The sequence below is a fragment of the Lysobacter sp. HA18 genome, from assembly GCF_054057595.1.
The window spans coordinates 1,786,997-1,811,461 of the sequence record NZ_JBSRZL010000001.1 but is presented as its reverse complement, the minus strand read 5'-3'; the positions used below and the strand labels follow the sequence as shown (position 1 = coordinate 1,811,461).

The 24,465-nt window shown below is 66.6% G+C and carries 20 protein-coding genes and 1 pseudogene; 6 read left to right on the top strand and 15 right to left on the bottom strand.

All coding sequences use genetic code 11. The features are described from left to right. Window positions 1-59: 59 nt before the first annotated feature. From ACVWWW_RS09030 to ACVWWW_RS08990, 9 genes are all read right to left on the bottom strand, one after another. Window positions 60-896 carry a substrate-binding domain-containing protein gene (locus ACVWWW_RS09030; protein ID WP_036141989.1) on the bottom strand — a complete coding sequence of 279 codons (837 nt, stop codon included), beginning with the start codon at window positions 894-896 and terminating at the stop codon, window positions 60-62. After that, window positions 872-2,695 (bottom strand): PQQ-dependent catabolism-associated beta-propeller protein, encoded by a 1,824-nt coding sequence (locus ACVWWW_RS09025; protein WP_155914289.1) that lies wholly within the window; start codon window positions 2,693-2,695, stop codon window positions 872-874. Before ACVWWW_RS09025 ends, ACVWWW_RS09030 begins: the two co-directional genes overlap by 25 nt. Further along, the gene (locus tag ACVWWW_RS09020) at window positions 2,692-3,039 is read right to left on the bottom strand and encodes a hypothetical protein (protein ID WP_027083122.1); all 348 of its coding nucleotides are present in this window, start codon (window positions 3,037-3,039) and stop codon (window positions 2,692-2,694) included. The genes ACVWWW_RS09025 and ACVWWW_RS09020 overlap by 4 nt, the downstream gene beginning before the upstream one ends. Continuing rightward, window positions 3,030-3,635: a cytochrome c oxidase subunit 3 gene (locus ACVWWW_RS09015; RefSeq protein WP_027083121.1), complete on the bottom strand. Its 606-nt coding sequence runs from the start codon at window positions 3,633-3,635 to the stop codon at window positions 3,030-3,032. The genes ACVWWW_RS09020 and ACVWWW_RS09015 overlap by 10 nt, the downstream gene beginning before the upstream one ends. Next, the gene (gene ctaD / locus ACVWWW_RS09010; RefSeq protein WP_036141986.1) at window positions 3,635-5,530 is read right to left on the bottom strand and encodes a cytochrome c oxidase subunit I; all 1,896 of its coding nucleotides are present in this window, start codon (window positions 5,528-5,530) and stop codon (window positions 3,635-3,637) included. Before ctaD ends, ACVWWW_RS09015 begins: the two co-directional genes overlap by 1 nt. Next, window positions 5,530-6,531 carry a cytochrome c oxidase subunit II gene (gene coxB, locus ACVWWW_RS09005; protein WP_036142617.1) on the bottom strand — a complete coding sequence of 334 codons (1,002 nt, stop codon included), beginning with the start codon at window positions 6,529-6,531 and terminating at the stop codon, window positions 5,530-5,532. Before coxB ends, ctaD begins: the two co-directional genes overlap by 1 nt. Window positions 6,532-6,539: 8 nt before the next feature. Beyond that, a complete protein-coding gene (locus tag ACVWWW_RS09000) occupies window positions 6,540-7,112 on the bottom strand; it encodes a c-type cytochrome (protein WP_027083118.1) in 573 nt (190 codons plus the stop codon). After that, entirely contained in the window at window positions 7,090-8,880 is a 1,791-nt protein-coding gene (locus ACVWWW_RS08995; RefSeq protein WP_027083117.1) for a methanol/ethanol family PQQ-dependent dehydrogenase, read from the bottom strand. The genes ACVWWW_RS09000 and ACVWWW_RS08995 overlap by 23 nt, the downstream gene beginning before the upstream one ends. A 296-nt stretch (window positions 8,881-9,176) precedes the next feature. Continuing rightward, a complete protein-coding gene (locus ACVWWW_RS08990; RefSeq protein ID WP_155914285.1) occupies window positions 9,177-9,575 on the bottom strand; it encodes a DUF4124 domain-containing protein in 399 nt (132 codons plus the stop codon). Between the two features lie 142 nt (window positions 9,576-9,717). Between ACVWWW_RS08990 and ACVWWW_RS08985 the strand changes: the two genes are divergently transcribed. After that, complete coding sequence (locus ACVWWW_RS08985; RefSeq protein WP_051235153.1) at window positions 9,718-11,010, top strand: nucleotide sugar dehydrogenase; 1,293 nt, start codon at window positions 9,718-9,720, stop codon at window positions 11,008-11,010. Between the two features lie 10 nt (window positions 11,011-11,020). Next, on the top strand, window positions 11,021-12,025 hold the full coding sequence (locus ACVWWW_RS08980; RefSeq protein ID WP_027083114.1) for an NAD-dependent epimerase: 1,005 nt from the start codon (window positions 11,021-11,023) through the stop codon (window positions 12,023-12,025). A gap of 45 nt (window positions 12,026-12,070) precedes the next feature. Here ACVWWW_RS08980 and ACVWWW_RS08975 read toward each other — a convergent pair whose 3' ends face one another. The 5 genes from ACVWWW_RS08975 to ACVWWW_RS08955 all read right to left on the bottom strand — a co-directional run bounded on the left by ACVWWW_RS08975 (window position 12,071) and on the right by ACVWWW_RS08955 (window position 18,696). Next, window positions 12,071-13,432: a replication-associated recombination protein A gene (locus ACVWWW_RS08975; RefSeq protein ID WP_027083113.1), complete on the bottom strand. Its 1,362-nt coding sequence runs from the start codon at window positions 13,430-13,432 to the stop codon at window positions 12,071-12,073. A gap of 44 nt (window positions 13,433-13,476) precedes the next feature. Then, entirely contained in the window at window positions 13,477-14,184 is a 708-nt protein-coding gene (locus ACVWWW_RS08970) for a hypothetical protein (protein ID WP_027083112.1), read from the bottom strand. A gap of 213 nt (window positions 14,185-14,397) precedes the next feature. Next, window positions 14,398-15,021, bottom strand: a complete 624-nt coding sequence (lolA, locus tag ACVWWW_RS08965) for an outer membrane lipoprotein chaperone LolA (protein WP_051235151.1) — start codon at window positions 15,019-15,021, stop codon at window positions 14,398-14,400. Window positions 15,022-15,116: 95 nt separating this feature from the next. Beyond that, complete coding sequence (locus tag ACVWWW_RS08960) at window positions 15,117-17,417, bottom strand: DNA translocase FtsK (protein ID WP_081672097.1); 2,301 nt, start codon at window positions 17,415-17,417, stop codon at window positions 15,117-15,119. A gap of 211 nt (window positions 17,418-17,628) precedes the next feature. Beyond that, a complete protein-coding gene (locus ACVWWW_RS08955) occupies window positions 17,629-18,696 on the bottom strand; it encodes an alanine dehydrogenase (RefSeq protein ID WP_027083109.1) in 1,068 nt (355 codons plus the stop codon). Window positions 18,697-18,923: 227 nt separating this feature from the next. On the opposite strand from ACVWWW_RS08955, the gene trxB reads away from it, so the two are divergent. From trxB to infA, 4 genes are all read left to right on the top strand, one after another. Continuing rightward, window positions 18,924-19,877 carry a thioredoxin-disulfide reductase gene (gene trxB, locus ACVWWW_RS08950; RefSeq protein ID WP_036141982.1) on the top strand — a complete coding sequence of 318 codons (954 nt, stop codon included), beginning with the start codon at window positions 18,924-18,926 and terminating at the stop codon, window positions 19,875-19,877. Between the two features lie 21 nt (window positions 19,878-19,898). Continuing rightward, on the top strand, window positions 19,899-21,029 hold the full coding sequence (locus tag ACVWWW_RS08945; protein ID WP_027083107.1) for a GNAT family N-acetyltransferase: 1,131 nt from the start codon (window positions 19,899-19,901) through the stop codon (window positions 21,027-21,029). Next, window positions 21,026-21,772, top strand: coding sequence for a leucyl/phenylalanyl-tRNA--protein transferase (gene aat, locus ACVWWW_RS08940; RefSeq protein ID WP_027083106.1), 747 nt, complete (start codon window positions 21,026-21,028; stop codon window positions 21,770-21,772). The genes ACVWWW_RS08945 and aat overlap by 4 nt, the downstream gene beginning before the upstream one ends. A gap of 87 nt (window positions 21,773-21,859) precedes the next feature. Further along, a complete protein-coding gene (gene infA, locus ACVWWW_RS08935) occupies window positions 21,860-22,078 on the top strand; it encodes a translation initiation factor IF-1 (RefSeq protein ID WP_027083105.1) in 219 nt (72 codons plus the stop codon). A gap of 72 nt (window positions 22,079-22,150) precedes the next feature. Here infA and clpA read toward each other — a convergent pair. Next, window positions 22,151-24,431 (bottom strand): annotated as a pseudogene (clpA, locus tag ACVWWW_RS08930) (ATP-dependent Clp protease ATP-binding subunit ClpA). Window positions 24,432-24,465 lie beyond the last annotated feature (34 nt).

The following is a 24,465-nucleotide window of genomic DNA, read 5'->3' as shown; positions in this document are numbered from 1 at the left end:
GACCGCGTCCCGGTTGCAAGTGGTTTTCGCCATTTTCGGCTTGAAAACCCGGCTTTTGGCTATTTTTGCGCCGCCGCGGGCAATTCTGCGGCTGCCGGATCGACCGACGGGCGCGGAATGCCGTAGTCGTCGAGGATCTTCGCGATCGCGGGCGCCTCGCGTTCCAGCGCGTTGTCGAGCTCGCGGCGCAACGCTCGATCGTCACGTCGAACGCCCATCGAAATGTCGAAGACCATGGGTTCCGCACCGTCCAGCCAGGGCGTGACCGGGGTCAGAAGCAAGGGCGCGGCGGCCTGTTTCGCGTAGTAACCGGCGGTCGGGCCCCAGACCAGCGCGAGGTCGATTTCCCCGCTCGCGACCGCATCCAGGATGGGCTTCTGCGGCGTCGAGTCCGCGTAATCGCCGTAGACCGTGTAGCCGCGGATGTGCTCGTGCAGCCCACGGCGCGCGAGTGCGTGCGCGGGCGGCGTATTCGCACCATCGTCGCCGATGAGCTGCACGCCGATGGTCGCGTCGCGCAGGCGCGGGTCGTCCAGCGACGACACGTTCGTCCACGACGACCCCTGCTTCGCCACGAAGACGTAGGTCGACCGGTAGTACGGCTGCGTGGTCGACAGCATGTCCACGCCGCTGGCGACACCCGGCACCACGTCGCATTCGTTCGCGTTGATCGTGCTGCGCACGTTGCCGCGGCGCTGCGCCCACCAGGTGTAGCGCACGTCGGCGCCTAGATCCTTGGCGATGAGCGCGACGATCTTGTTCTCGAACCCGCTGCCATCCGACTTCGAAAACGGCAGGTTGTTCGGGTCCGCGCATACGCGAAGCTCCCGCGCCTGCACGGCAGGCACGGCGAGCAGCATCGCGATGAGCATCAGGGCCCGACGGCGACGCCCCATGGCTTGCCTCCGGTATGGATGGTGGTGATGCTGCGGCCCGTCGCCAGGTCGACCACGCCGACGTCGCCCGACAGGCCGTTCGCGGTGTATAGACGCTTACCGTCGTGCGACAACGCGATGCCCCAGACGCGATGGCCTGCGGGGAGGTAACGCAGGATGCGGCCGGTCGCGGTGTCGACCTCCCCCACCCGGTCGCCGCGGCCCAGCGCGACGTAGAGGCGCGAACCGGACAGCGCCATGCCGACCGCCTGCACCGTGTCGGTCGCGCCTGGATCGCGATCGAAGTCGACCACGCGGCTCGGCGTTCGGGTGCGCATGTCGAACAGCGTCGCGGTGGCGCGGGTTTCCGACGTCACCCAGAGCCAGCGCCCGTCCGGAGTAAACAGCGCATCGCGCGGGCGCGTGCCGACCATTCGACTATCGACCACCTTCATGGTCGCGGCGTCGATGAAGTGCACGAGGCTCGCGGTTTCCGACGTCGCGACCACCCAGCGACCATCCGGACTCGTTGCCATGCCCTCCGGCTCCGCGCCGACGCCCGCCTGCCCGACGATGCGCTTGCCGGCGATGTCGACGGCCGAGACCTTGGCGTCGGCTTCGTTCGCGACGTAGAGCCTGCGGCCATCCGGCGACAGCGCGAACCGCTCGGGGTCTGGGCCTGACGGCAGATGGTCGACGACGCGCTTGGTGGCGACGTCGACGACATCGATACGGTCGTCATCGCCCGCCGCGACCAGCAGGCGGCGACTGTCGGGGCTCATCCGCAGCCCGCGCGGACGTTTGCCCACGGCGATGGTCTCGTGCGTCCACGACGGCGAATGGATGACGTGCACGACGTTCGCCTGTTCGTCGCTGACGTAGATCGTCTCGGCGCGGGCCTGCGGGATCGCGACCAGCGCAGCCGCGGCAACCGCGAGCGACCCGATCGCACGAGATGGCGCATCGACGAGGCCACGCGCCAGCAACGCGATGCCCGCCGCCGCATGCACGAGTCCACCCGGCACCCACATCAACAAGCCGGCGAGCTGCTGGTCCTCTGCCGGGCTCAGCCCGAACGCGTCCAGCCGCAGCGACGCATAGCCCGCGTACCAAGGACTTTCGGAGAACGCCATCAGGGCACCCAGTGCGCCGCTCGCGGTCGCGGTAAAGAACAGGCAGCCGACCACCAGCCCGCGTTGCGCACGCGGGGAATGCAGCATCGACCACCAGAACAGCAGCGCCGTGACCAGGAACGACAGGTGCTGCGCGATGTGCCAGCCGGGATTCGCCAGTGCGCGATCGAACGCAGGCGGCGCATGCCAGCCCCAGAGCGCCGCCATCTGCAGCAGGCTCGCAGGCACCGGCGACGTCAGGAAATGCCACGTGCCCGACACCGCCGACGTCTTGCCGGTCGACGCCAGAGCGACACGCCACGACGCCGGCAGCGCCCACAGCATCACGCCGAGTGGCCGCGACATCACCAGCATCGGCGCGGCGACCAGCATCAACAGCTCGTGTTCGAGCATGTGCGCGGCGAAGGAGCGTTCGCCGGCCTGATGCAGCGGCGTCACCACCGCCGCGGCGAGCACGAGCCAGCCCGCGAGATACCAGGCCGCCCCGCTCCGCCACGTGGCAGTGGTCGCGCTGCGGGATGCGAGCCGCGTCAGCCCGATCAGGTACCAGACCAGCGAGATCGCGAGCGGTACGGTGACGCCGGCATCGAAGGTCCAAGCCGGCGTCGACAGGCGATCTGCTGCGTCTCCGTGTGCGAATGCGACGAGCGGAACGAGTGCGGCGACGATCGCTACCGCCCGCTTCATGGCGCGCACGCAGGCACCAGCATGGTCGCCGTCGTCTGCCAGACGATGCCGACCGCCAGCAACGCGGCCATCATCATCGCGACATGCGCGATGAAGCGTCGCGTCTGGAAATGCGGTGCTTCCGGATCGGCGCCGCGCGTCGACGCCCACGACAGCCACGCACCTAGCGCGATCAGCGCAATCGCGGGAATGCCGACCGCAAGCCCTGAATTGCCGTTACCCAGCCGGCAGTCATAGCGCAGCATGTCGCTGAGCAACTGGTGGTGCACGATCTCCGCGACCATGCCGGCGATGAGGCCGGCCCACGGCGCGAGTCGCGAGCGATGCAGTCGGCTCACAGCCATCGCGGCGTCCAGTAGATGACGAGGTAGAGGACGATCCAGCTGCCGACGATGAAGTGCCAGTACATGGCGTTGTCGGACGCGTCGGAGAATTTGCGGCCGTCCCATTCGCCCTTCCAGGCGAGGACGGCGATCACTACGCTGTCGTAGACGTCGGTGAGCGTGTGCACGGTATGCAGCACGATCAGCGCCCACACGATCGAACCGTAGGCGCTGCGCTGCCAGAGCACGTTGAGCGCGTCGAACTCGAACCAGCGGATCACCAGCATCGCGAGGCCGGCGATGATCGTGAGCGTCAAACCGATGCGCACGCCCTGGAGGTCGAGGCGCTTCGAAGCGCGTTGCGCCATGACGTTGGGAATCTCGCTGAGCAGCGCGACCGCGACGAACAATGTCGACCAGAACAGCGGCGGGACCGGCGACGTCGGTGGCCACACGTCTTCGTTCGGCAGCAGGAAGTAGTAGGCACCGATCGCGAGAACGAAGCCCATCCCCTCGATCAGCATGAAGCCGACGACGCCCCACCAGCTCAGCGTGGTCGGACCGAAGCCGTAATCCTTCAGGTCACGGACGTTCGCGACGACGCGGGTCGTGCGCATCAAGATTCCCCCTTGAGGCTCGGCTCGGAGTCCTTGGGCCAGAACCATGCGGTGAGTGTGATCGCGACCGGGATCGAGCCCCAGACCACGCCCCACTCCTCGAACACCGACCAGATGAAGAGCCCGGTCATCGCGATCGCGGCGAGCAGCGGCCAGATGGTCGGCTCGGGCATGCCCCACCGGTGCGACGGAATCGCGTCCACCGGCGACGTCAGCAGCACCTCGCGTCGATCGCTACGCACGCCTTCGATGACAGGCAGTTCGATGGCCGGCGTGGCGTCCTGATCCAGCCAAAGCGGATGGCGGTTGGTGACGACATGGATCTGCGCGAAGTTGTACGACGGTGGCGGCGACGGCACCGCCCACGGCAGGTCGGGCGCGCCCCACGGATCATCGGGCGCGATCTCGCCGCTGCGCAGCGACTTCAGGCCGTTGATGACGTAGAGCAGCACGCTGATCGCGATCATGTACGAACCCAACGTCGCGATCAGGTTCGGGATCTCCCAACCCAGGCCCGGCAGGTAGGTGTAGACGCGCCGCGGCATGCCGACCAGCCCGAGGTAATGCATCGGGAAGAACGTCACGTTGAAGCCAATGAAGAGCAGCCAGAACGACCACTTGCCGAGGCGCTCGCTCATCATCCGGCCGGTGATCTTCGGGTACCAGAACACGATCGCGCCCAGCAGCGGAAACACCGCGCCACCGATCAGCACGTAATGGAAATGCGCGACGACGAAGTAGGTGTCGTGCACCTGCAGGTTGAGCGGCACCGAGGCCAGCATCACGCCGGTCATGCCGCCGAGCACGAACAGCGCGAAGAAGCCGAGGATGTAGAGCATCGGCACGCGAAGCACGGGTCGGCCCGTTGCGATCGTCGCGATCCACGCGAACACCTGGATGCCGCTCGGAACCGCGATCAGCATGCTCGCCGCGGTGTAGAAGCTGTTGCCCATCGGCGGCAGGCCGGTCGCGAACATGTGGTGTACCCACAGGCCGAACGCGAGGAAACCGGTGGCGACCAGCGACAGCACCATCGCCGGATACGCGAGGATCGTGCGCCGCGAAAACGCCTCGACGATCTGCGAAATCATCCCCAGCGCGGGCATGAAGATGATGTACACCTCCGGGTGCCCGAAGAACCAGAACAGGTGCTGCCACAGCAGCGGGTCGCCGCCTTCAGCGGCGTTGTAGAACTGCGTGCCGACCAGTCGGTCGGTGATGAGGAACGTGCTCGCGAGCATCACCGACGGCATCGCGAAGATCACCATCAGGCTGGTGACGAGCATCGACCACACGAACAGCGGCATGCGGGCCAGCGTCATGCCGGGCGCGCGCATGGTCATCACCGTCGCGACGATCTCGACCGCGATGCACAGCGCCGCGACCTCGGTGAACGTGATCATCTGCGCCCAGAAATCGGTGCGTTTGCCGGGCGAGAATTCCGAACTCGACAGCGGCGTGTAGCCGGTCCAACCCGCTTCCGGGCCGATGTCCATCAGGAAGCAGACGAAGATCAGGATGCCGCCGAACAGGTACATCCAGTAACTGAAGGCATTGAGCCGCGGGAACGAAATCGCGCGCGTGCCGACCATCAGCGGAATGATGTAGACGGCGACGGCCTCCATCACTGGCACTGCGAACAGGAACATCATCGCGGAGCCGTGCAGCGAGAAGACCTGGTTGTAGCGGTCCGGCCCCAGCACCGTGTTGTTCGGGATGATCAGCTGCGTGCGCATCAGCAACGCAAGGATGCCGGCGAGCGCGAAGAACACGAAGGCGGTGACGATGTAGCGTCGCCCGACGCGCTTGTGGTCGACGGTGGTCAGCCAGCCGATGAAGCCCGGCTTGTCGGCCCAGACGCGTTCCAGCTCGGCGATGGACGGGTCCTGCGCCATCACTTCAGCTCCATCAGGTAATCGACGAGATCGCTGACGTCCTGCGGCGACAGCGGAACGGCGGGCATGTTCGCGCCCGGCTTGGGATGCTGCGGGTCGATGATCCACGCGGCCAGGTTTCCGCGATTCATCGGCAGCGTTCCCGCGGCGATGGTTCGACGGCTCGCGAGGTGCGTGAGGTCCGGACCCGTGCGTCCGCCGGTTGGCGTACCGACGATCTGGTGGCACATCGCGCACGCGGCCTGCGTAAAGATCGCCTGTCCGTGCACCGCGGACGGCGTGGTCGGCGTCGCGCCGGGCTGGCGTTGATGATCGGCCCATGACTGGAACGCGGCGATGTCCTCGACCTGCACGTCCATCGCCATTTTCGCGTGCTGCAGGCCGCAGAACTCCGCGCACTGGCCGCGGTAATAGCCGTTGACGCGCGGCGTCAGCAGCAGCGCGTTGGTGCGGCCCGGAATGAGGTCGTGCTTGCCGCTCAGTGCGGGCACCCAGAAGCTGTGGATGACGTCACCCGACACGAGTTCGACGTGCACCGTGCGGTCGCGCGGCAGATGCAGTTCGTTCGCGGTGGTGAAGTGGCGCGACGCATCGCGGTCGAGATATTCGACTTCCCACCACCACTGCTTCGCGGTGACGCGCACGGCGAGATCGGCCTTGCCGTTGCGGATGCGGCGGTCGGCGATGTAGCTCGACGAGACCAGCACCGTCAGCAATCCGACGACGAGCACCGTCCACGCGACCAGCGCGATCGACAGCGCGCGATCGCGCGTGGTGCCTTCGCGCTGAAGCGTGCGGCGGCGACGAAGGATCGCGACGCCGAGACCGATCAGCACGACGACGTACATCGTCCCGCAGACCGCGACGAGCAGGTTCCAGACCTGACGGATCGTCGCGCCCTGGTCGCCCGCGCCGACCAGCACCGACTGCACGCCGCTGCAGCCCGAGAGCGCGAGCATCGCGGCGAGTGCGACGCCGGCGATACGCAGCGATCGCGTCATGCGTGGCATCACGGCGGAGGCGCCTGCACGCCGCTTACGTCGCCGCCCTTCTTCGGCTGCGTCGGCATCTGCGTCGGGGGCGGTGCGCCGAGCATCGAATCCGGTCGGCTCGGCGCAGCGTCCTTGCGGACGTTGCCCGACAGCGACAGCACGTATGCGGCGAGTTGCCACGCCTGCTGGTCGGTCACCTTGCCGCGGAACGACGGCATGCCGTTCGGTCGGCCGTCGAGGATGGTCGCGTGGATCTGGTCGATGCGGCCGCCGTAGCGCCACTCGTCGTCCATCAGCGCGGGGCCCATGCCGCCGCCGCCATTGGCATGGCAACCGTTGCAGTTGAACCAGCGGAACCAGTGGCCGCCCTGCGTGATGTGGTACGCGTTGTCCTGGTAATGCAGGCCGACGGGATCGATCGGGTCCGGCATCGGTTCGCCGGGTTGCAGGTCGGTCAAGCGCGGGCTGTTGCGCACCGTTGCCGACGGCGACGAGTGATATTCGCGACGCTCGCGCTCACAGCCGACGACGAGCAGTGTCGATGCCGTGAGCACGGCGACCGCCAGTTCAATGCGGAAGCGCGAAGACATAGAGCGTCCCTCCCGCGGTCGTCTTCTGCTTGAGGTCCGGCAGCGCGGCGCCCCAACCCGCCGCCGCCGTGGCGTCGCGCGTGTCGAGATTGTTCGTGACGATCGCACCCGGCCAGCCGCCGACACCCGACAGGATTGCGATGTACTGATGACCGTCGGGGCCGCGATACGCGATCGGCTGGCCGATGATTCCCGAGCCCGTCTTGAACTTCCAAAGCAGCGCGCCGGTGCGCGCGTCGATCGCCTTGAACCAGCCATCCATGGTTCCGTAGAACACGACATCGCCGGCGGTCGACAACGTGCCGCTCCAAACCGGCAGGTCTTCCTTGATCTTCCACATCGCGCGGCGCTGCACGGGATTCCATGCGGTGACGACGCCGCGGTTTCCGCCGGGACCGGCGTAGTACTTCTGCTCCGCACCGATGTAAGGCGTACCGGCGATGTAGTTCACCTCGCTCGGCTGCCAGTCCATGCACAGGTTGTTGTGCGGGATGTAGACGAAGCCCGTGCGCGGCGAGAACGACGACGGGTTCCAGTCCTTCATGCCCGGCGCGGACGGACACACCTGGCGGCTCGTGTGGCCCGTCTTCGGCCACTTCTCCGCGTTGAACTGCGGACGCCCCGTCTTCATGTCGACCTTCAGGATCGAATTGACCGGGCCGTAGGGGTCCGCGGAATAGACCTGACCGGTCGCGCGGTCGAGCACATACATGAAACCGTTGCGCTCGGGCCGCACGATGACCTTTCGGCGTTTGCCGGCGATGGTCATCTCGAGCAACAGGTTCTCGTTGATCGCGTCGTAATCGAACAGGTCGTGCGGCGTGAACTGGTAGAACCAGCGCGCCTCGCCCGTGTCCGGGTCGCGCGCAAACATGCCGGCCGTCCACTTGTTGTCGCCGGGGCGCTGGTCGGCATTCCACGGCCCGGCGTTACCGGTGCCGTAATAGATCAGGTCGAGTTCGGGGTCGTAGGAAATCCAGCCCCAGACGTTGCCGCCGCCGATCTTCCAGGCGTCCGCAGGCCAGGTCTTCGAGCCCAGATCCTTGCCCTTGTCGCCGGAATAGAAGGGCTTGAACGATGGGCCGATGAGCACGTCCTTGTCGGGACCGGTGCTGTACGCCTTCCACACGATCTTTCCGCTGCCCGCATCCAGTGCAGCGATCCAGCCGCGTACGCCGAACTCGCCGCCGGAGTTGCCGACCAGCACTTTGCCCTTCACCACCAGCGGCGCCATGGTGATGGTCTCGCCCTTGTTGATGTTGCCGAGCTTCGTGCGCCACGCGAGCTGCCCGGTCGCGGCGTCCACGGCGATCGTGTTGCCGTCCAGCGTGTTGAAGTACACGCGTCCGGCCCAGTACACCGCGCCGCGGTTGACGACGTCGCAGCAGGCAACGCCCTGCGACGCGGGCTCGGGCTTCGGCTTGTACGACCACTTCGCCGGCGCGCCGGGCTTGGTCAGGTCGAGCGCGTAGAGCACGTTCGGAAACGGAGTGACCACGTACATCGTGTTGCCGACCACGATCGGCGCCGCTTCCTGCCCGCGATCGACACCGGTGGAGAATGTAAACGAGACCTGCAACTTGCCGACGTTCGCCGTCGTGATCTCGTTGAGCGGGCTGTATCGCGTGCTCGCGTAGTCGTGCGCGGGCATCGTCCAGTCGCCGGATGCCTGCGGTGCCGCGGCGCTTGCGGTCGCGGTGGCGAAACCCAGGACGAGGCTCGCCAGCGCAGCCATCATCGTCCGCAGGCTCCGATCAGAATCGTGCACGGTCGCATCTCCATTTAAGCGCGCCGCGGCGTATTCCTCGCGGCCGTGGCCGGCACGCTAAACAGCCGCTGGTGAACGCCGAGTCATGTTTCGAACACGAAACATGCACATGCGGTAACGCACGGAAACGGGTTCACCGGAATGATTTCGCGGTGTCGCGCGGGCGGCTGATTCACAGGTCGCGAGCGCTCGATGGTGCAGTGCATTAAGTCGCGTACGAACGCGGGAAAGGCTTCGTTTTCGCGGGTTCGTCGCGCGGATGTACCGGCGAGCAAACCGCAAGCGTTCCCGACCGGTCATCGGCAGGCGCGGTACACGCGCTCCTGCAGGGCCGACAACAGATCGTAGTTCCGCGCGAGTCCGGCGCGACGCTCGACCGCGTCGCGATAGTCACGCGCCTGCGCGCAGTCATCGTGCGTGTCGGTCATCGCGACAGTCGTTCGCGCGCTTCGTCGCGTCGAACGCTTCCGCGTTGTTGCACGGGTCCGCGGACGTGGTTCGTCGCTGGCCGGTACCACCGGGTCCGGCGTCGCGTCCCAGATTTCGGCGGTGCGTTCGCCGCGCGCGCAGGGCTCGCTCTGGTAGCGCTCGTGACCATCGCGCGTCACGCACTTCTGCACCGTCTGTGCGTCCGCGGCGCTCGCCGCGCACAGCATCGCGACGGCCAGCGCCGCCGTCCACATCCTTGTCGTCATCGCGAATCCTCCTGTCGTGGCGACAGGATCGGGGCGTGCCCGCGTGCGTTGAATCGGCCGCAGCCGCGACGCTGTGTCGGACTTCTCCGAGACGGATGAGGGGCGACGGGGCATCATAGGCGGCCGCCCCGGGAATCTCCGCATGCACGACACGCCCCTGCCCGTCCTCGCCGAAGCGCGCATCGCCGTGGTCGGCCTCGGCTACGTCGGCCTGCCCTTGGCGACAGCCTTCGGGGCGACGCACGACACGGTCGGCTTCGATATCGACGCGGGCCGCATCGACGAACTGCGCGGCGGTCACGACCGCACGGGCGAGGCGGACGCGGGCGACTTCCAGCGCGCCACACGTCTGCGTTTCGATTCCGACGCGCAAGCCCTTGTCGACCGCGATGTCTTCATCATTACCGTCCCAACCCCGGTCGACGCATTCAAGCGCCCCGACCTCAGCCCGCTCGAAGCGGCAAGCCGGACCGTCGGCCGCGCGCTGAAACGCGGCGGCGTCGTCATATACGAATCGACGGTGTACCCGGGCGCGACCGAAGAAGTCTGCGTGCCCATCCTCGAGCGCGAGTCGGGCCTGCGTTATCGCGAGGACTTCCACGTCGGCTACAGCCCGGAGCGCATCAATCCGGGCGACCGCCGCCACAAGCTGCCCGACATCGTGAAGGTGACGTCCGGTTCGAGCGACGCTGCAGGTCAGTTTGTCGACGCGTTGTACCGATCGGTCGTGCCCGCCGGCACGCATCTCGCGTCGAGCATTCGCGTCGCCGAAGCCGCGAAGGTGATCGAGAACATCCAGCGCGACGTCAACATCGCGCTCGTCAACGAGCTCGCGCTGATCTTCGAACGCCTCGGCCTCGACACGCTCGAAGTGCTTGAAGCCGCCGGCACCAAGTGGAACTTCCTGCCGTTCCGGCCCGGTCTCGTCGGTGGGCACTGCATCGGCGTCGATCCGTATTACCTGACGCACAAGGCACAGGGCATCGGCTACCACCCGGAAGTGATCCTTGCGGGGCGACGCATCAACGACACGATGGGCCAGCACGTCGCGCAACGCGTGCTCCGGCTGATCGCCGCGCAGGACACGCCGCCTCCGCATCCGCGCGTGCTCGTGCTCGGCCTCGCGTTCAAGGAAAACTGCGGCGACCTGCGCAATACGCGCGTGGTCGACATCGTGTCGGAACTCGCGGCATACGGCGCGCATGTGGACGTGCATGACCCGCGCGTCGATGCCGAGGAAGCGCGTCGCGAGCACGGCCTTCGCCTGATTGATGCGCCGAGTGCCCGTGCCTACGACGCGGTCGTGCTCGCCGTGCCGCATACCGAGTTCGTGCAGGACGGCGCGGAGTCGATCATTCGCTTCGGCCGCGATAACGCCATCATTTTCGACGTCAAGGGCGCCCTGCCCCGCGACCTCATCCACGGTCGCCTCTGAGGACTTCGCCATGCGCGTGCTCGTAACCGGCGCGGCCGGCTTCATCGGTTCCCACCTCACCAAGCGCCTGATCGAGCGTGGCGACGAAGTGCTGGGCTTCGACGACCTCAACGATTACTACGACCCGCAGCTCAAGCGCGATCGCCTTGCGCGCGTCGTGCCGGGCCACGACTTCGAGTTCGTGCACGCCAAGCTCGAGGATCGCGACGCGATGGACCGCGCGTTCTCCGCCTTCAAGCCGCAGCGCGTGGTGAATCTCGCCGCGCAGGCCGGCGTGCGTTACTCGCTCGAGAACCCGCGCGCGTACATCGACAGCAATCTGGTCGGTTTCATCAACGTGCTCGAAGCCTGCCGACATGGCGGCGTCGAGCATCTGGTGTACGCATCGTCGAGCTCGGTCTACGGCGCGAATCGCGAGCTGCCATTCGCCGTCGAGCACAGCGTCGACCATCCGGTCAGCCTGTACGCGGCGACGAAGAAAGCGAACGAGCTGATGGCGCATACGTACAGCCATCTGTACGCGCTGCCGACGACAGGCCTGCGCTTCTTCACCGTCTACGGCCCGTGGGGCCGGCCGGACATGGCGCTGTTCCTGTTCACGCGCAAGATCCTCGCGGGCGAGCCGATCGACGTGTTCAACCACGGCCGCCACAGCCGCGATTTCACCTACATCGACGACATCGTCGAAGGCGTGATCCGCACGCTGGACACCGTGCCGCAGGCGTCCGACGACGCGTCGCTGCTTGCGTCACCCGCGACATCGACGGCGCCTTACCGCGTCTACAACATCGGCAGCCACCGCCCGGTCGAACTGCTGCGCTACATCGAGGTGCTGGAGCAATGTCTCGGGCGCAAGGCCGAGCGTCGTCTCGTGCCGATGCAGCCGGGCGACGTGCCGGACACGTATGCCGACGTCGAGGCCTTGCGTCGCGACACGGGCTACGCACCGTCGACACCGGTCGAAACCGGCGTCGAGAAGTTCGTCGAGTGGTATCGCGGGTACTACGGCGTGTGATCGGCTGACAGGCGCGTCATGGCGACACGCTACGGACTGCAGCGGTTAGCTGTCGCCGCCTGATGATTCCCCACGCGCATCGGCACGCAGCTGACGCAGACGTGCGAGCTTCTCGCCGAGCTTGATTTCCAGCCCGCGGTCGACCGGTCGGTAGTACACGCGCTCGCCCATTGCATCCGGGAAACCGGTCTGGTCGAGCGCGATGCCGCCTTCCGCGTCGTGGTCGTACTGGTAGCCCTTCGAATAGCCCAGCGACTTCATCAGCTTGGTCGGCGCGTTGCGCAGGTGCAGCGGCACGTCCTGCGTGCCGAGTCGGCGCACATCGTCGCGCGCTTCGTTCCAGGCGACATAGCCTGCGTTCGACTTCGCCGTCGTCGCGAGATAGATCACCGTCTGCGCCAGTGCGAGCTCGCCTTCCGGGCTGCCGAGGCGATCGAACGTCTCCCAGGCATCGATCGCCATTTCGAGCGCGCGCGGGTCGGCCAGCCCGATGTCCTCGACCGCCATGCGCGTGATGCGCCGCGCGAGGTAATTGGGGTCGGCGCCACCATCGAGCATGCGTGCCAGCCAGTAGACCGCCGCATCCGGGTTCGAGCTGCGCACCGATTTATGCAGCGCCGAGATCTGGTCGTAGAACTGCTCGCCGCCTTTGTCGAAGCGACGCGTGCGATCGGCCAGCACCTGCACCAGCGTCGCCTCGGTGATGCGCCCGCCCTCGCCCGTCGCGAGTTCGGCGGCGATTTCCAGCAGCGTGAGCGCGCGCCGTACATCGCCATCGGCCGCAGTCGCGATCTGTCGCAGCGAATCCTCGTCGACCTGCAGGCCCTGCCCGCCGAGCCCGCGCTCGCTGTCGTTCAACGCGCGATGGAGCGCTTCAACGAGGTCGTCGACGGCGACCGCTTCCATCACATGTACGCGGCAGCGCGACAGCAGTGCGGAGTTCAATTCGAACGACGGGTTCTCGGTGGTCGCGCCGACGAAGACGATCGTGCCGCGCTCGATCGCCGGCAGGAACGCGTCCTGCTGCGCCTTGTTGAATCGGTGAACCTCGTCCACGAACAGAACGGTGCGACGACCGTCCGCGAATCGTTCGGCGGCTTCGGCGAGCACCTGCCGCACTTCCGGCAGTCCGGAAAGCACGGCGGAAATCGCACGAAATTCGGCGTCGGCATAACGCGCGAGAAGCAAAGCAAGCGTGGTCTTGCCACAACCGGGCGGCCCCCAGAGCACCATCGAATGCACGCGCCCCGATTCGACGGCGCGTCGCAGCGCGGAATTCGGCGCCAGCAGTCGTTTCTGCCCGACCATCTCGTCCAGCGTGCGCGGGCGCATGCGCTCGGCGAGCGGGCGCAGCGAATCGACGGCGGGGTCGTCGTCGCGGGCGAAAAGTGTGGGACGTCGGGCCACGGCGTGCGATGCGGGGACGGGCCCCGCACCTTAGCAGCCGCCCGTCAGAGGCTCGCGATGCCGGTCGTGGTGGCCGACCACTCGCTGCCCGGGCCGAGTTCGTAATGCACCCGCACCCAGCGATGCGCAGCGCTGTCGTACAGGCCCTGCACCTGCGCCGGCGTGGAGCCGTCGGCGCCGAAGTCGACCAGCCCTTCGCCATTGACGCGCACGAAGCGTCCGATGTTGGTGGCGTCGACGTTGCCGGACGTCCACTTCACCGGCTGGCTCTGGAACTCGCCGTGCAGCGCCTTGGCGACCTGCTGGTCCAGCGAGACCGCGAGCGACGAGCCCGCAACAACCGCCTTTCCGTCGCCGCCGCCGAGTTCGAGCTGCGGGTACGTGACCTCGGTGCTCGTGGTGTCGTACATCGCCGCGAAGCGGAACGGGATCCACTCGCCCTGCCCGTCGATGCGGAGGCGGCCGTCGCCGGTGACTTCGCGGTCCTGGATGCTCGCCGGGCGTACCTGCACCTTGCCGAGCTGGACGACGACGTCGGACGTGTCGAACTGTCGCGTGATGCTGCCGATGACCGCGGCTGCGACCGAGTCGTCGATCTGTTCGCGCGCTTCCAACCGCGACGTCGCAGCCGGTGCCACGGGCGCGGCAACGAGCGGCGCGGCGGCCGCGGTCGTCCGATGTCCAGCGATGAGCGAGGTGGCCGCAAGTGCGGTGAAGGTGCCCACGGAGAGGAGCGTGCTGCGAAGCGGCATTGCGATGGCCTTGCGTGACGCGACCGCGTCGTGTGAAGGCCACTCTCGGCACGCCGGCGTGGATGATTCGTGATATCGCGAGCCGGAAAACCTCAATCGTTCCAAACGGTTAAGGCTTGTTTGCACGCCTTCACCGAACGGTCGGAATCGCTTGATCGGCGGCACGAAAAAGGGGCGGTTGCCCGCCCCTTCGATCGTCGAACCGTTGCGGCCTCAGCCGCCGATGACGTCCACGCCCTTCGGTACCGCGAAGCGGAAGGTGCCGGCCGGCAGCGGTGCATTGCGCTTCAGATCGCTAAAGCTGATGTCGGTGCGCTGGCCGAGCTGGTCGACCACCTGCATCTTCGACAGGCCACCCGCGGCGAAGCCGAGCTTCGCGCTACGGAAACCGGACGACGTCGCGTCGCCCTTCGGCGTCAACGTCAGCCACTCGAGGCCGTTCGTTGCGCCAGCTTCCTGCACCTTGAACTGCGCGTCCAGACGCGACGGATTGGTCAGCGCGGTCAGCGGACTGGTGCGTTCCTCGGCGCCCTGCGGACGCTTCGTCACCTGCTGCAGGTCGGGCTCGTAGATCCAGACGGTCGTGCCGTCCGCGACGATCTGCTGCGGATACGGCTTGGCATACTCCCAGCGGAACTGCTTGGGCGCCGACAGGGACACGCGGCCGCTGCTGGTCTCCTTGAGCTTGCCGCGGGCATCGAACACCTGCTGGGTGAAGCGGCCATCGAGCGTCTTCAGGCCCTTGGTGAACGTGTTGAGCTGGTCGCGCGCGCCAGCGCTGGCGACGCCCGCGAAGAGCATCAGGCCGGCGGCGGCCAGGGTCGTCATGGAACGCATGGCGATCTCCAAAAAGGTCTGCCGCGAGTCTGTGCGGCGTTTCATGAACAGGGCGCGAGTATTACCGGAACCGCGATGTCGCCTTCAGCGCGACCTCAGTTCTTCGGCGGCGGCGGCGCGAGCACGCTGCGGTCGCCGTTGTGTTCCGGCGGCGTCACGACGCCCGCGGCTTCCATCGCTTCGATGAGTCGCGCCGCGCGGTTGTAGCCGATCTTCAGGCGACGCTGGACGCCGGAAATCGATGCACGACGGCTCTCGGTGACGATGCGCACCGCCTCGTCGTACAGCGGATCCGATTCATCGCCACCCCCACCGCTGCTCTCAGGCAGACCAGTCGGGCCGACGACCACGCCGTCGCCCATCGTCTGGATTTCCTCCAGCACGCCTTCGACATAGTCCGGCCCGCCGCCGATCTGCTTGAGGTGCTCGACGACGCGATGCACTTCCTCGTCGCTGACGAAAGCACCGTGCACGCGCTCGGGCATCGACGTGCCGGGCGGCATGTAGAGCATGTCGCCGTGGCCGAGCAGCGTTTCCGCACCCGACTGGTCGAGGATGGTGCGCGAGTCGATCTTGGACGACACCTGGAACGCGATGCGCGTCGGGATGTTCGCCTTGATCAGGCCGGTGATGACGTCGACCGATGGCCTCTGAGTGGCGAGGATCAGGTGCATGCCCGCGGCGCGCGACTTCTGCGCCAGGCGGGCAATAAGTTCTTCGACCTTCTTGCCGACGATCATCATCATGTCGGCGAATTCGTCGATGAAGATGACGATGTGCGGCAGCGGCTCGAGCTGGCGCGGCACCTCGCCGGCCTCGGCGTTCGGGCGGAACAGCGGGTCCATCAGCGGCTGGCCGGCGTTGATCGCGTCGGTCACCTTCTTGTTGAAGCCGCCGAGGTTTCGCACGCCGACCGCGGACATGAGCTTGTAGCGGCGCTCCATCTCGGCAACGCACCAGCGCAGGCCGTTCGCGGCCTCCTTCATGTCGGTCACGACCGGGGCCAGAAGGTGTGGAATGCCTTGATAAACAGACAGTTCCAGCATCTTCGGGTCGATCATGAGCAGCCGCACGTCCTTGGCCGACGCCTTGTAGAGCAGCGACAGCACCATCGCGTTCACCGCGACGGACTTGCCCGAGCCGGTCGTACCCGCGACGAGCAGATGCGGCATGCGCGCCAGATCGGCGACGGTCGGCCGGCCCGCGATGTCCTTGCCCAGCGCCAGCGTCAGCGGGCTGGTCGACTTGTCGTATTCCTTGGACCGAAGCAGCTCGGAGAGATAAATCATTTCCCGGTTGACGTTCGGGATCTCCAGACCGATCACCGACTTGCCCGGAATGACGTCAACGACACGCACAGACTTTACTGAAAGTCCGCGCGCTATGTCCTTGTCCAGGCTGGAAATCTGACTGACCTTGATGCCCGGCGCGGGTTCGATCTCGAAGCGCGTGATGACCGGGCCCGGATATGCACCCACTACGTGAGCATCGATCCGGAAGTCCTTGAGTTTGAACTCAATTTGCCGCGACAGGGTCTCGAGCGTCTCCGGGTCGTAACCCTTGGGCTGCGGCTTCGGGTCGTCCAGCAACGCCAGCGGCGGAATGCCGGTGCCGTCGGAGACGTGGAACAGCGGAATCTGCTGCTCGCGCTTGGCGCGCTCGCTCTTTTCCACGACCGGCGCCGGCGGCGGCTCGATCTTGACCGGCGCGCGCTTCTCGCGCTTCTCGGTCTCCACCTTGCGTACCTGCTCACGCTCCTCGCGCAGCACGCTGACCTCGCGACGCTCCACGACCTCGCGGGCGCTGCGGCGGAATAGCGTGGACACGAACGGCCCGGCAGACATCACCCACCCACCGACGCGGTCCATCACGTGCAGCCATGAAAGGCCGGTCGCCAGCGTCACTGACGTGAGCAACAGCGCGAGCAGGAACAGGTTGCCGCCGAGCTGACCGAAGCCACGCGCCAGCGATCGACCGACCAAGCGACCGAGGATGCCGCCGGCACGCGAAAGATCCGCGTCGACCGTCCCGAGCCGCAGATGCAGCAAACCCGTCATCGCGATGAGGAACGCGACCAGCCCGACAAGCCGCAGCGCGGGCGTCAGGTCGCTCTTCTCGACGTCGGTGTCCTTCTGGAACATCGCGATCCAGACGATCGCGCCGAGGATGACCGGCAGCAGATAGGCCGCGTAGCCAAGCAGGTTGAAGATGATGTCGGCGATGATCGCGCCGACCGCGCCGCCCATGTTGTGCAGCGGCGCCGTCACCGCGCCGGAGCTGGTCCAGCCCGGATCCTGCGGCGAGTAGGTGAACAACGTCGCCACGAGATAAAGCATCGCGGGGACGATGAAGATCAGCGCGATATCGCGCGCCATGCGCTGGCGCCCCGGGGACATTCCGGGACGGGGCGACTGGGATGCGGCCGCGTTCGCGGCCTTCTTGCGGGTTGCAGCTGGCGCCTGCGCCACGTGAGATGCAGCCTTAGGTCGAGCGTGTTAGTCGTTGAATATACGTGAAAACCGGCGCTGCATACGGCCAGCGCCGGTTCCGAACGGCCGCGAATCGCGACCGGTCCCGCGGATTGTGCGGACGTGCCGTCTCAGTCGATCAGAGCACCATGTCCTGCAGCGCCGGGTGGACGATCTTGCCGCCCTCGACGTTGATGCCGCGCACCAGCGCCTGGTTGTTGCGCCAGTCGCCGCCGGCAAGCTTGTTCACCCACGGCAGGATCGCCGCGCAGATCGCCTGCGACGAGGTCTGCGGCACCGCGCCCGGCATGTTGGTCACGCAGAAGTGGGTCACGCCCTCCTCCACGTAGGTCGGCTCCTTCCAGGTGGTCGGGCGCGAGGTTTCGAAGCAGCCGCCCTGGTCGATCGCGATGTCGACGACGACCGAGCCGTCCTCCATGCCCTTGAGCATCTCGCGGGTCATGACATGCGGCGCCTTCGCACCGGTCACGAGTACCGCGCCGATGACGAGGTCCGCAGAGGCCACTTCACGCGCCACGACGTCGTGGTACGGGTACAGCGCGGTGACGTTGTTGCCCAGGCGCATCATCTCGTCCATGCGGTCTTCGCGCATTTCGAAGACGGTGACGTTCGCGCCACCCGCCGCAGCGAGCGCGGCCGAGGCACCACCGGCGCGACCCGCGCCGAACACGACGACCTTGCCGCGCTCCGTCGCAGACAGGCCGCCGAGCAGCTTGCCCTTGCCGCCCATGGGCTGGTGCAGCAGGTGGGTGCCGACCTGCACGCCGATCTTGCCGGCGATCACCGACATCGGTGCCAGCAGCGGCAGGTCGCCGTTCGGGAGTTCGACCGTTTCGAACGCGACGCCGGTCAGGCCGATGTCGAGCAGCTGCTTCGTGAGCGTCGGCTCGGCGGCAAGGTGCAGATAGCAGAACAGCAGGTGGTCCTTGCGAAGGTGCGCGAGGTCGCCGGCGATCGGCTCCTTCACCTTCACGATCATCTCGCCCTTCTCGTACAGCGCCGCCGCATCGGGGGCGATCTTGACGCCCAGGCGGGTGTACTCGTCGTCCTTGAAGCCGCTCTTCAGGCCTGCGCCCTGCTCCAGCCACACCTCGTGGCCACGCTTGACGAGGTCACCGGCCGCAGCCGGCACGAGCGCGACGCGCCCTTCGAGGGTCTTGGTTTCCTTGGGTACACCGATGCGCATTGCTGTCTCCGGAGCGCGCGTCGCGAATCGCTTGCGCGCGGGTCTGCAGGGGTGGGGGCGGCGCGGCTGCGGAACACTGTCTCCGCCGGTCGCGCCTTGTGCTGCCGTCATGCGACCGCCAAGCTATGGCGCTTCCGGCGTTCAATCGCGGCCGCGGAATGATGCCTTCGACAGCGCATCGATCCGCGTGCCGAAATGCACGCATCACATAACTCGCCATTATATCCATGACCCTTTCGAAGCACTCGCGGCTGATCATCCTCGGCTCCGGCCCTGCCGGCTGGAGCGCCGCGGTGTACGCAGCCCGCGCGAACCTCAAGCCCGTCGTCATCACCGGCCTGCAGATGGGCGGCCAGCTGATGACCACGACCGAGGTCGACAACTGGCCGGGCGACGCGCACGGCCTGATGGGTCCGGACCTGATGGCGCGCATGCAGGCGCATGCCGAGCGCTTCAACACCGAAGTGATCTTCGATCACATCCACACGGCCGACCTCTCGCAGCGCCCGTTCCGCCTGCGCGGCGACAGCGGCGAGTACACCTGCGACGGCCTGATCATCGCAACGGGCGCGACCGCGAAGTACCTCGGCCTGCCGTCCGAAGAGGCTTACAAGGGACGCGGCGTGTCGGCGTGCGCGACCTGCGACGGCTTCTTCTACAAGGACCAGGATGTCGCGGTCGTCGGCGGCGGCAATACGGCGGTCGAGGAAGCGCTGTATCTCTCGAACATCGCGCGCAAGGTCTACCTCGTGCATCGCCGCGACACGCTGCGCGCCGAAAAGATCATGCAGGACAAGCTGTTCGCGAAGATCGAGGCCGGCAAGATCGAGCCGGTCTGGCACCACGCGGTCGACGAAGTGCTGGGCAACGAAGCCGGCGTCACCGCGCTTCGCGTACGTTCCGTGCTCGATGAATCGACCCGCGAAATCCCCGTGCACGGCTTCTTCGTTGCCATCGGCCACACGCCGAACACGGCGCTGTTCGAAGGCCAGCTGGCGATGCGCAACGGCTACATCACCGTGCAGTCGGGCATCGAAGGCAATGCGACGGCGACGACGATTCCCGGTGTGTTCGCGGCCGGCGACGTCGCCGACCAGCACTACCGCCAGGCGATCACCTCGGCCGGTTCGGGCTGCATGGCCGCGCTCGATGCGGAGCGTTATCTCGACAAGGCCGGCTGACGCCGGCAGGCGTGCGCCGCGATGACGCTGCGCACGCGATGGATCGAGCGGCTGGCGGATGTCGACGCGGCCGCGTGGGATGCACTGGCCGGGGACGCGAACCCGTTCGTTCGCCATGCCTTCCTGTCGGGCATGGAGTCCACGCGCTGCGTGCAACCGCGGCTCGGCTGGACACCGCGACACCCCACGCTCTGGCGCGGCGATGAACTCGTCGCTGCTGCGCCGTGCTACGCGAAGCGCAACTCACACGGCGAATTCGTGTTCGACCACGCCTGGGCGCACGCGTACTCGCGTTACGGCCTCGACTATTTTCCGAAGCTGCTCTGCGCGGTGCCTTACTCGCCTGTAACGGGTCCGCGATTGCTCGCTCGCGACCTCGATGCCAAGTGTGCATTGATCGCTGCATTGCGCGACGCCTGCGACGACGCGTTCTCATCCGCGCACGTCAATTTCCACGTCGCTGCTGACGACCGAGCATTCGACGACGATTGGCTCGAACGCGTCGACGTCCAGTACCACTGGGAAAACACCGGCGACTGGCGCGACTTCGACGCCTTCCTCGCCGCGATGGACCACAAGCATCGCAAGAACATCCGGCAGGAACGCGCGAAGGTCGCGCGCGCCGGGATCACGTTCCGCATCGTGCATGGAGACGAAGCGTCGGACGCCGATCTGGAGGCGATGCATCACTTCTACCTGCAGACGTTCGCCGAATACGGCAACCGTCCTGCCATCACGCTCGAATTCCTGCAGCACCTGGCGAACACGATGCCGCGCTCGCTGGTGATCGTGCTCGCCGAGCGCGACGGTCGACCGATCGCCGGCGCCCTTTGCCTGCGCGGCGGCGACACGCTCTACGGTCGTTACTGGGGCTCGATCGAACAGCACGCCGGCCTGCATTTCGAGACCTGCTACTACCAGGGCCTCGACTACTGCCTGCGCGAAGGCCTGCGACGTTTCGAACCCGGCGCGCAGGGCGAGCACAAACTCTCGCGTGGCTTCCTTCCGACGCTGGTACGCAGTCGCCACTGGATCGCCGAGCCTGCATTTCGCGAGGCACTCGCCGGCTGGTGCGCGGAGGAACGCGAGGCGGTGACTGCGTACGCCACCCGACTCCGCGCAAGCAGCCCCTTCCGGGACGCATCGACGTGAGTCCGCTGCGAATCCCGTGGCTCGACGACGAACCGGACGCGCCGTTCCCCGATCCATCGACGGCGCTGCGCGACCCGGACGGGCTGCTCGCGATCGGTGGGGACCTCGACCCACGACGCCTGCTGGCCGCCTATCGCGCCGGCATCTTCCCGTGGTTCTCCGACGGCGAGCCGCCGCTCTGGTGGTCGCCCGATCCGCGCATGGTGTTCCGCACCCACCGAGTCGCGACGTCCCGGCGTTTCCGCCGTGGCCTCCGGAGTTGCGACTGGACGGTACGAGCCGACACCGCTTTCGAAGTCGTCATCGACCGCTGCGCCACGATCCCGCGCGCGGGCCAGCCCGGCACGTGGATCACCTCGGGCATGCGCGACGCCTACATCGAGCTGCACCGTCTAGGCCATACGCACTCGGTCGAGGTCTGGGACGGCGACTCGCTGGTCGGTGGGATCTACGGCGTCGCGGTTGGGCGCATGTTTTTCGGGGAAAGCATGTTCAGTGCGCGCACCGGGGGCTCGAAGGTCGCGATCGCCGGACTGGCCCATCGCCTCGCCGAATGGGGCTGGCCGCTGCTCGACGCCCAGGTCGAGAACCCGCACCTGCTGTCGCTTGGCGCCGAGCGTTGGCCGCGGGCGGATTTCCTCGCCGCGGTCTCCGGGTTGGTCGAAAGCCCCGGGCTTGAACGTAGCTGGACGGAGCCTTTCGGCGACCTGCCCGCCCGGGAACTGGCGTACACCTACGCCTGAGCGGCGGACCTTTTTGCGCCCCTTCCGCCCCGCGTGGCACAATCCACGGCTTCCTACGCCCGCTCCACAGAATTCTTCAAGGACCCCATGGCAAAAGACGACGTGATCGAATTCGAAGGCACCGTGTCGGAAACACTTCCGAACACGATGTTCCGCGTTCGCCTCGAAAACGGCCACGAGATCATTGCCCACATCTCCGGTCGCATGCGGAAGAACTACATCCGCATCCTCACCGGTGACCGGGTCAAGGTCGAAATGACGCCGTACGACCTCACCAAGGGCCGCATCACGTACCGCATGAAGTAATCGCGGCGGTGCGACCCAAAAGAAAGGCGACCCGAAGGCCGCCTTTTTCGTTTCCGATGTTCCGAACGTCCGTCAGTGTTCGACGGTCGCCGGCAACAGCTTCTCCGGCTCGGCCGTCGCATCGACGACCAGCTTGTCGTCTCGCACGTCCACCGTTACGCGGCCACCGCCCACCAGCTTGCCGAACAGCAGCTCGTCCGCCAGCGGACGCTTGATGTTCTCCTGGATGATGCGGGCCATCGGGCGCGCGCCCATCGTCGGATCGAAGCCGTGCTTGGCGAGCCAGTCGCGGGCTTCGGGCGTCGCGTTGAGCGTGACGTTCTTCTCGTGCAGCTGCGCTTCCAGTTCGATGATGAACTTGTCGACCACGCGCAGGATGTGATCCATCCCCAGCGCCTGGAACTGCACGATCGCATCGAGACGGTTGCGGAACTCGGGCGAGAAGCTGCGACGGATCACTTCCATCGCATCCGACGCGTGGTCCTGCTTGGTGAAGCCGATCGAGCGACGCGAGGCCTGCGAAGCGCCGGCGTTCGTCGTCATCACCAGGATCACGTTGCGGAAGTTCGCCTCGCGACCGTTGGTGTCGGTCAGCATGCCGCGATCCATGACCTGCAACAGGATGTTGAAGATGTCCGGATGCGCCTTCTCGATCTCGTCGAGCAGGAGCACGCAGTGCGGCGTCTTGACGATCTTCTCGGTCAGCAGGCCGCCCTGGTCGAAGCCGACGTAACCCGGAGGCGCGCCGATCAGGCGGCTCACCGAATGCGCTTCCATGTATTCCGACATGTCGAAGCGCACCAGCTCGATGCCGAGCTGCATCGCGAGCTGCTTGGTCACTTCGGTCTTGCCGACGCCGGTCGGGCCGGCGAACAGGAAGTTGCCGATCGGCTTGTCCGGATTGCCGAGACCCGAACGCGCGAGCTTGATCGCGGACGTCAGCGAATCGATCGCCGGGTCCTGACCGAAGATCACCATCTTCAGGTTGCGCTCGAGGTTGCGCAGCACGTCCTTGTCGGTCGCCGTGACCTGCTTGGCCGGGATGCGCGCCATCTTGGCAACAATGGTCTCGACCTCTTCGACGTCGATGATCGTCTTGCGCTTGTCTTCCGGAAGCAGGCGCTGGCGTGCGCCGGCTTCGTCGATGACGTCGATGGCCTTGTCGGGCAGCAGGCGATCGCCGATGTGCTTCACCGACAGGTCGACCGCCGCCTGGATGGCGTCGTCCGCATAGCTCACGCCGTGGTGCGCCTCATACCGCGGACGCAGGCCACGCAGGATTTCCACGGCCTCGCTCACCGTCGGCTCGACGATGTCGATCTTCTGGAAGCGACGTGCAAGCGCACGATCCTTTTCGAAGATGCCGCGGTATTCCTGGAACGTGGTCGAGCCGATACAACGCAGCTCACCCGACGAAAGCGCGGGCTTGATCAGGTTGGACGCATCCATCGTGCCGCCCGACGCCGAACCCGCACCGATGATGGTGTGGATCTCGTCGATGAAGAGCACGGCGCCCGGAATCTTGCGCAGCTGCTGCAGCACGGACTTCAGGCGCTTTTCGAAATCGCCGCGGTACTTGGTGCCCGCGACGAGCGCACCAAGGTCGAGCGCGTAGATCGTCGCGTCCTGCAGAACTTCCGGGACGTCGTTGTCGACGATGCGCTTGGCCAGGCCTTCGGCGATCGCGGTTTTGCCCACGCCGGCCTCACCCACGTAGAGCGGGTTGTTCTTGCGACGACGGCAGAGCACCTGGATTGTGCGCTCGACTTCGTCGGCGCGACCCACGAGCGGATCGATCTTGCCTTCGCGCGCGAGCTGGTTGAGGTTCGTCGCGAACTCGGTGAGCGCGTCGCCCTTACCTTCGCCGTCTGCCGGCTTCCTGGCCGCCCTGGCCTTCCTCGCGACCGCCTTCCTCACCGCCCTGCTTGCTGATGCCGTGCGAGAGGTAATTGACGACGTCGAGCCGCGCGATGTCCTGCTGGTTGAGGAAATAGACCGCGTGCGAATCCTTCTCGCCGAAGATGGCGACGAGGACGTTCGCGCCCGTCACTTCCTTCTTGCCGGACGACTGCACGTGGTAGACCGCGCGCTGCAGGACGCGCTGGAAACCCAGCGTGGGCTGCGTGTCGCGATCGCTGTCGTCGGGCAGCACCGCGACCGACGTGGCGATGGCCTCGTCGAGTTCGCGTCGCAGTCGCGGCGTGTCGGCCTCGCAGGCGCGCAATACGCCCTCGGCCGACGGGTTGTCGAGCAGTGCCAGAAGCAGGTGCTCGACGGTCATGAATTCGTGTCGAGCCTCGCGGGCGCGCTTGTAGCACTGCCCGATGCTGTACTCGAGATCCTTGCTGAACATGTGGAAGCCTCCGAAGCGTCTGCGTTACCAGATG